We start from the raw sequence: 5,795 nt of genomic DNA on the forward strand, positions 1-5,795 counted from the left end.
GCAGACGAGACGCCCGCCTCATCGCCTCTTCTGCATCGTCAGCCCCTCAAGCATCACCAGCACTCCCGAAGCCGATCCGCATACCAGGCGAAATGCATGCAATTGCGATGTAAACGCCCTCTCAGTGCCTGTTTGCGAACCTCCGCGGGGATTGCATGACGGGGTACCAAGACGCTCTGACAGTCTTTGAGGGAACCGCCGTTTCTCATAGCGTGTCTACCGTCAGTGAACGCATAGATGCGGGGGGTGCGGGGTGGATCCGGTTTCCGTGGGATTGCTGGCGGCTTTGGCTGGCGGCGCTGGTGGCGAGGTCGGGCGGCAGGCATGGGCAGGGCTGAGCGCACTGCTGCGCCGTCCGTTCCAGCACGGCCAGGAAACTGCGGGCGGCTCAGCGGTGAGTTCGGGGGAGGCGGAGCTGGTCAGGCTGGAGCATGCGCCGGCGGATCCGGCCCGTGCTCAGGCGCTGAGTACCGCGCTGGCGGTGCGGGCTGCCGTGGACGCGGATTTCCAGGTAGGACTGCAGCGATGGCATGAGCAGGCGAAGCTGGTGCGTACCGGTGATGGCGAGGTGCACAACGAGATCAGCGGCGGCACCTTTCATGGACCGGCTGTGCAGGGCCGGGACTTCTCCGGAGTCTCCTTTACCACTCCGCCCCCGATCACCCCCAGCTCGCCGCCAGCGAAGGACTGACCGGCATGGCTGACGACGCCAAGGAAGCGGGCGCGGGCCGGGACACGTCGAACCGGATCGACGATGGTGTGTACTTCGGCTGGGTGATCCAGGGGCGGAATATCAGTCTGCAACTGCCTGCTCCGGTCACCTCAGCGATGTACGGTCTGCCCCCGACTTCGCCCACCTTCATCGGCCGCGACACCCACGTGGAGGAACTGCTGCAAGGGCTGGCTCCCTGTCCACGGCGGCAGGAACCGGTGCTGGTGGCGTCGGTGGCGGGCCTGGCTGGGGTCGGCAAGACCGAACTCGTCGTACAGACCGCCACCCTGGCGTTGAAGAAGCCGGGCTGGTTTCCCGGCGGGGCGCTGTTCGTCGACATGTTCGGCTACGACACCGAACGCCGTCTGTCCCCCGCGCAGGCCCTGCACGGCCTACTACAGGCCCTGGGCATACCGGAGAAGCACATTCCCGCGGAACTGCAGGACCGCTCGCGCCTCTACCGCAGCGTGCTGGCGGAATTCGCCAGGCAGAAGCAGCGCGTCCTAGTCGTCATCGACAACGTCTCCAGCACCGAGCAGGTCGATCCTCTGCTGCCCGCCGATGGCACCACCGCGGCTCTGCTCACCTCCCGCCACACCCTCGACGTGGGGGCTCGCCTCCACGACCTCGACATCCTCGACGAGCACGCTTCCGTTGAGCTGCTGCGCAAGGCCCTCTTCGAGGCCCGCGGCGCTGCCGACACCCGCGTGACCGACGCCCTCGAAGACGCTTCGACGATCGCTCGGCTCTGCGCGGGCCTGCCCCTTGGCCTGCGCATCTCCGCTGCCCTTCTCGCCGAGGCTCCCAGCCGTCCGCTCGCTTCCCTCGCACAGGCTCTGTCCGACGTTCAGCACCGGCTGGACGCGCTCACGCGCGAGAACCGCGCCGTGCGGGCTGCTTTGGATTTGTCGTACCGGCAACTGAGCGAATCCCAGGCCAGGATGTTCCGGCTGGTCGCGCTCAATCCCGGCCCCGAACTGTCCACCGCTACGGCCGCGCACGTGGCCGCTGCGGACGAGTGGCACACCGAGCAACTCTTCCTGGAGCTCCACCGAGCCCATTTGGTCGAACCCGGAGCTGTCTGGGGGCGCTGGGGCCTGCATGACCTGGTCCGGGTGTATGCCGGCGAACGGGCAGCCGTGCACCCCACGACGCAAGATGACGTGCGGCGGCTTCTCCTGTACTACCTCGAACGCGCAACGAGGGCCGACGAATACATAGTCTATGTGTCGGAACCAGCGCCCCACGGCTTCCCCGATCGAACCCAGGCAATCGCATGGCTCGACACAGAACGGGACAGTCTGTTCGCCCTGGGGGCTCTGGCAAAATCCACGGGACATAACGACATCGCCCGGGACTTACCCGTGGCCTTGGAGAACTACTTCTCCCTGCACCGCTACCCCGAAGAGTGGCGTGCCAGCGCCGAACTTGCCGTCCGGGCTGCAAACGTCCTGGGCGATCAGCGCGGAGCGGCCCGAGCCGGCGTGTCGCTCAGCGACGCACTGCGCGCGCTGAAAGCCTACGGCGACGCCGTCGCTGAGGCCCGCAAGGCGGCGGAGATATTCCGCGGCCTGGGTGACCAACCAGGCGAAGGCATGGCACTACGCGCCCTCGCCTCAGCCCTCAGCGACGCCGGACACGACGAGGAAGCGCTCCGGATGTCCGAGCAAGCCGTCCCTCTGCTGCAACGAGGCCCTAGCCGGCACATCGCAGCGGTAGCGCTCATGGATTACGGCTCGCACCTCATAGAGCATGAGAAATACAACGAGGCCATCGACGTCTTGCGGAAGAGTCTGGAAGTACTGTCTCAGACCAGCAGGAGCGTAAAGTCTCTCGCCCTGCTGAACCTTGCCGCCGCACAGAGGGGTGCCGGACGGCGCGCCGAAGCCATCAGCTCCTGCCAAGAATGCATTGCGTGTGCGCTCGAAGTCGGCGGCCCCTGGGAAACTGACAATGCAGCGAGAGCCTTGATCCTCATGGGGGAACTCTTTTCGGAGGACGAACAGCTCCACCAGGCAAGCCTCCACTTCCGACAAAGCGCCGACCTCTTCACGAAGACAGGAAACGACAGTTACGCAGTCAAAGCTCTCAAGGCTCTCGGGGACACGCTGATCAATCTGGAAGAACGCGGCGAGGAGGACGGGGACCTCGGATCTACCTCGGCAGCCCAAGAGGGGCACTATGAGCAGGCCGCGGACGCGATCGCCGAAGCAATCGCTCTCACCCGCCGCGCGGCCGAGAGCACACCTGACGAAGCAGGACCGGAACTGGCCAACCTCCTGATGCGTCGCTGCATTCCACTCGTGCACCTGGGGCGCCGCGATGAGGCCCAGACCGCCGCCCGAGATGCACTGGCCACCCTCAACCGGCTGGCTGAAAGGGATCCGCACGCTCACCAAACAGGCCTTGCCCTGGCATGGCACCAGCTTGCCTGGGTTCTGTCGCAGGACAGCGCCCAATTGCCCGCAGCGGTGGAGGCGTCCACGAAGGCTGACGAGATCGCTAGTGCCCTTGCCCGGAACGACCCCGCTGAGCACGGCGAAGTCCTCCAAGCCTCCGTGGAATTCACTGCCACTCTGCTCGGTGAGCTTGCCCAACAGTCCGTGTACGAGATCGCCCGCGCGACGATGGCGCATGAGGAAGAGAAGCTCAGTCCGTCGACGCTGGAGCATGAGACGGGGCTGAGACCGTCACAGATCGCGGCAGGGATGGCATGGCTGGACACGTATTACCGCTCGTGGGGACGGTCTCGACGGCCTGGCGCGGCGGCTGGGTCAGACGACGGGCCACCAGGGTGATGGCCGCCCAGGTGGTCAGGGCCTCGCTGTGCTGCGGAAGTCGTTCGTAGTCGCGAACCAAGCGGCGGGCGTGCATGATCCACCCCAGGCTCCGCTCCACCACCCAGCGCTGCGGGAGGACGACGAATCCGGTCGCGTCCTTGGGCCAGGACACGGTGCGAACGGTGAGGTGAAGGAAGTCCTTCGCCCATGTCGACGAGCTGGCCGGCGTAGGCGGAATCTGGCCAGACTACGGTCAGTTCGGGGTACATCAGGTGTCTAAAGGGTGTTGCAGAAGGCTGTGTTTGGGCAGGTCAGGGCCTGTGATCGCAGTCTTCTGGTCATGATGCGAGGGCGAGGTTGTGCATGTGGGCGACAGCCTGGACAGCGTGGTGGAGGCCGTCGCCGCGTTGCCGGCAGTCGCGGAGGATCTTGTAGTTCTTCATCCGGCCGATCACATGCTCCACCCGCGCACGCACCTTGCGGTGGGCGGCGTTGTCGTCCTCCTCGCCCGGCAGCAGGGGCCGGTGGGGGCGTTTGCGGTGCGGCACGACCATCCCGCAGTTGAGGTAGGCGCCGTCGCCCAGAACGGTCACGCCCTGGCAGTACTCGCTCAGCCCGGAGGCCCGCCAGGCATGCGCGTCCGCGGTGGTGCCCGGCACCGGGCGGGCGGCAGCGATCACCAGGCGGGTGTCGGCATCGACGATGACCTGTACGTTCGCCGAGAACCGGTAGTTGCGTGACGACGAGCCGACCTGCCGGTCGCGGACCGGGACCAGGGTGCCGTCCACGATCCACAACCTCTCCGCCGCATCTCCGGACGGGAGGCGGGCTCGAGCGCCAGCAGCTGTCCCAGCCGCTGGATGACCCGGCACACGGTGGAGGAAGAGACACCGAACAACGGACCCAGCTGCCGCATCGTCAGGTTCGTCCGGTAGTACACGGCCACGATCAGTACCCGCTCGGCCAACGGCAACGACCACGGCCGGCCCCGCAGCGTGCCGTTGCCACCCCGCTCCCGCACCACCTTCAACAGACCCAGAACTGTGTCATCCGCAGCCCCGTGAACGTCTCCACCCACACCCGCTCAGCACGTAAAACCCCGGCCATACACGGGAGATGCCCAGTTCAGAGCCTTGTGCAACACCCTTTAGACAGCGACGACATGTGGCTCCCCACGAAGCTGGAGAAGCAGCTCGCCTTCGCCGCGGAGGCCGGGACGCCCCTCACGTTCACCTCCTACTACAAGGTCGATGCCCTGTACTTGGGCGAGGCCGCGGACTTCGTCCCGAACGGGCGCGTGGTGTGGGCGCCGGAGCGCGTGGACTACAGCGCGATGCTGGTCCAGGACCACATCGGCGTCCTGACCGCCATGTACGACCGCAGGGTGGTCGGGGTGAAGCTGATGCCGGACATGCCGAAGAGGCAGGATTACGCGCTCTGGTTGTCGATCATGCGGGACGGGACCCCCGCCCGGGCGTGCGGGAACCCTCGGCCCAACTTCCCCGATCGTGAGGGTCATCTCTCGTCCCGGCAACGTCAGGGGAGGCGTCCTTCGGCCTGCTTCCCGTTCATGCCACTTTCACGGCATGCCCGTGCTGCCGCCCTCGCCCGCGCCGGGACCTACCGTGGGGTTGTGCTCAGGTCCCGCGGGACCCGTTTCTTGCCTGCCCTGATGGTCGTTCGCCTGCCAGGAGGTCCGGACCAGCCCCGGATGGGAACGGATACTCGAACATTCCGCCATTCGCCACGGGGAGACTTCAGCCAACCTCGCATGCGTTGTTGATCTTCGCAGTGTGATCAGCAGAAAATCGTACGGCTGCATTCTCTTTTCATGAGTACGCCCTTTCGAGGGACGGTGCGGGCGCCGTGGCGCCGCTAATATCTCGATCACTTCCGTCGGCTGGTGCAATTGCAGGGGTGGCTGCGATCGGTCAGTGGCGGTGTTGCGTGTCGGGTGCGAGGGGCTGGTGGCCGCTGCGTCGGCGCTGGTCAGTGGTGAAGGGAAGGTGCTCAGTGGGCGGTTACGTCAATGGAGTGGCGGCGGACAGCATCGTCGGGGCGAACTGGGTGAAGGCGTCGGCGAGTGACGCGTATGCCGACTGTGTCGAGGTTGCGCGACTTGGTGAAAATGAAGTCGCCATGCGCAATTCACGCTTTCCTGGCGGGCCAGCGCTGGTGTTCACGTGTTCGGAAGTGCGGGCGTTTCTTAGACGTCATCTCATTTGGTGAGTCGGCGGTAGCAGATGAGGGTGCAGGCGATGCTGGTGAAGGCCAGGAAGTGCTCGGCTTTGCGCTCGTAGCGG

General features: G+C 65.9%; 3 protein-coding genes and 3 pseudogenes. 4 read left to right on the forward strand and 2 right to left on the reverse strand.

Annotated features, from left to right (window positions below; translation table 11 throughout):
* Window positions 1–253: 253 nt before the first annotated feature.
* Together IF78_RS47270 and IF78_RS51115 are read left to right on the forward strand one after the other, a co-directional pair.
* Window positions 254–691, forward strand: a complete 438-nt coding sequence (locus IF78_RS47270; protein WP_078662823.1) for a hypothetical protein — start codon at window positions 254–256, stop codon at window positions 689–691.
* A gap of 1,745 nt (window positions 692–2,436) precedes the next feature.
* Window positions 2,437–3,510 (forward strand): tetratricopeptide repeat protein, encoded by a 1,074-nt coding sequence (locus IF78_RS51115; RefSeq protein ID WP_483316153.1) that lies wholly within the window; start codon window positions 2,437–2,439, stop codon window positions 3,508–3,510.
* On the opposite strand, the pseudogene IF78_RS51075 reads toward IF78_RS51115, so the two are convergent.
* Together IF78_RS51075 and IF78_RS44610 are read right to left on the reverse strand one after the other, a co-directional pair.
* Window positions 3,481–3,764: pseudogene (locus tag IF78_RS51075) on the reverse strand (IS5-like element IS4811 family transposase); the annotation flags it as partial. The gene IF78_RS51115 and the pseudogene IF78_RS51075 sit on opposite strands and share 30 nt — an antisense overlap.
* Before the next feature lie 66 nt (window positions 3,765–3,830).
* Window positions 3,831–4,599 (reverse strand): annotated as a pseudogene (locus IF78_RS44610) (transposase family protein).
* A 40-nt stretch (window positions 4,600–4,639) separates the two neighbouring features.
* Here IF78_RS44610 and IF78_RS50265 point away from each other — a divergent pair.
* Window positions 4,640–4,981 (forward strand): annotated as a pseudogene (locus tag IF78_RS50265) (glycosyltransferase family protein); the annotation flags it as partial.
* A gap of 578 nt (window positions 4,982–5,559) precedes the next feature.
* Window positions 5,560–5,721, forward strand: a complete 162-nt coding sequence (locus IF78_RS47280) for a DUF397 domain-containing protein (RefSeq protein ID WP_425314650.1) — start codon at window positions 5,560–5,562, stop codon at window positions 5,719–5,721.
* Window positions 5,722–5,795 lie beyond the last annotated feature (74 nt).

It is taken from the genome of Streptomyces bicolor, from assembly GCF_000719285.1.
GTDB lineage: Bacteria > Actinomycetota > Actinomycetes > Streptomycetales > Streptomycetaceae > Streptomyces > Streptomyces bicolor.

Coding starts and splice junctions, on each gene's coding strand:
- IF78_RS51115 (WP_483316153.1), top strand. CDS start 2,437: ATGGATTACGGCTCGCACCTCATAGAGCATGAGAAATACAACGAGGCC.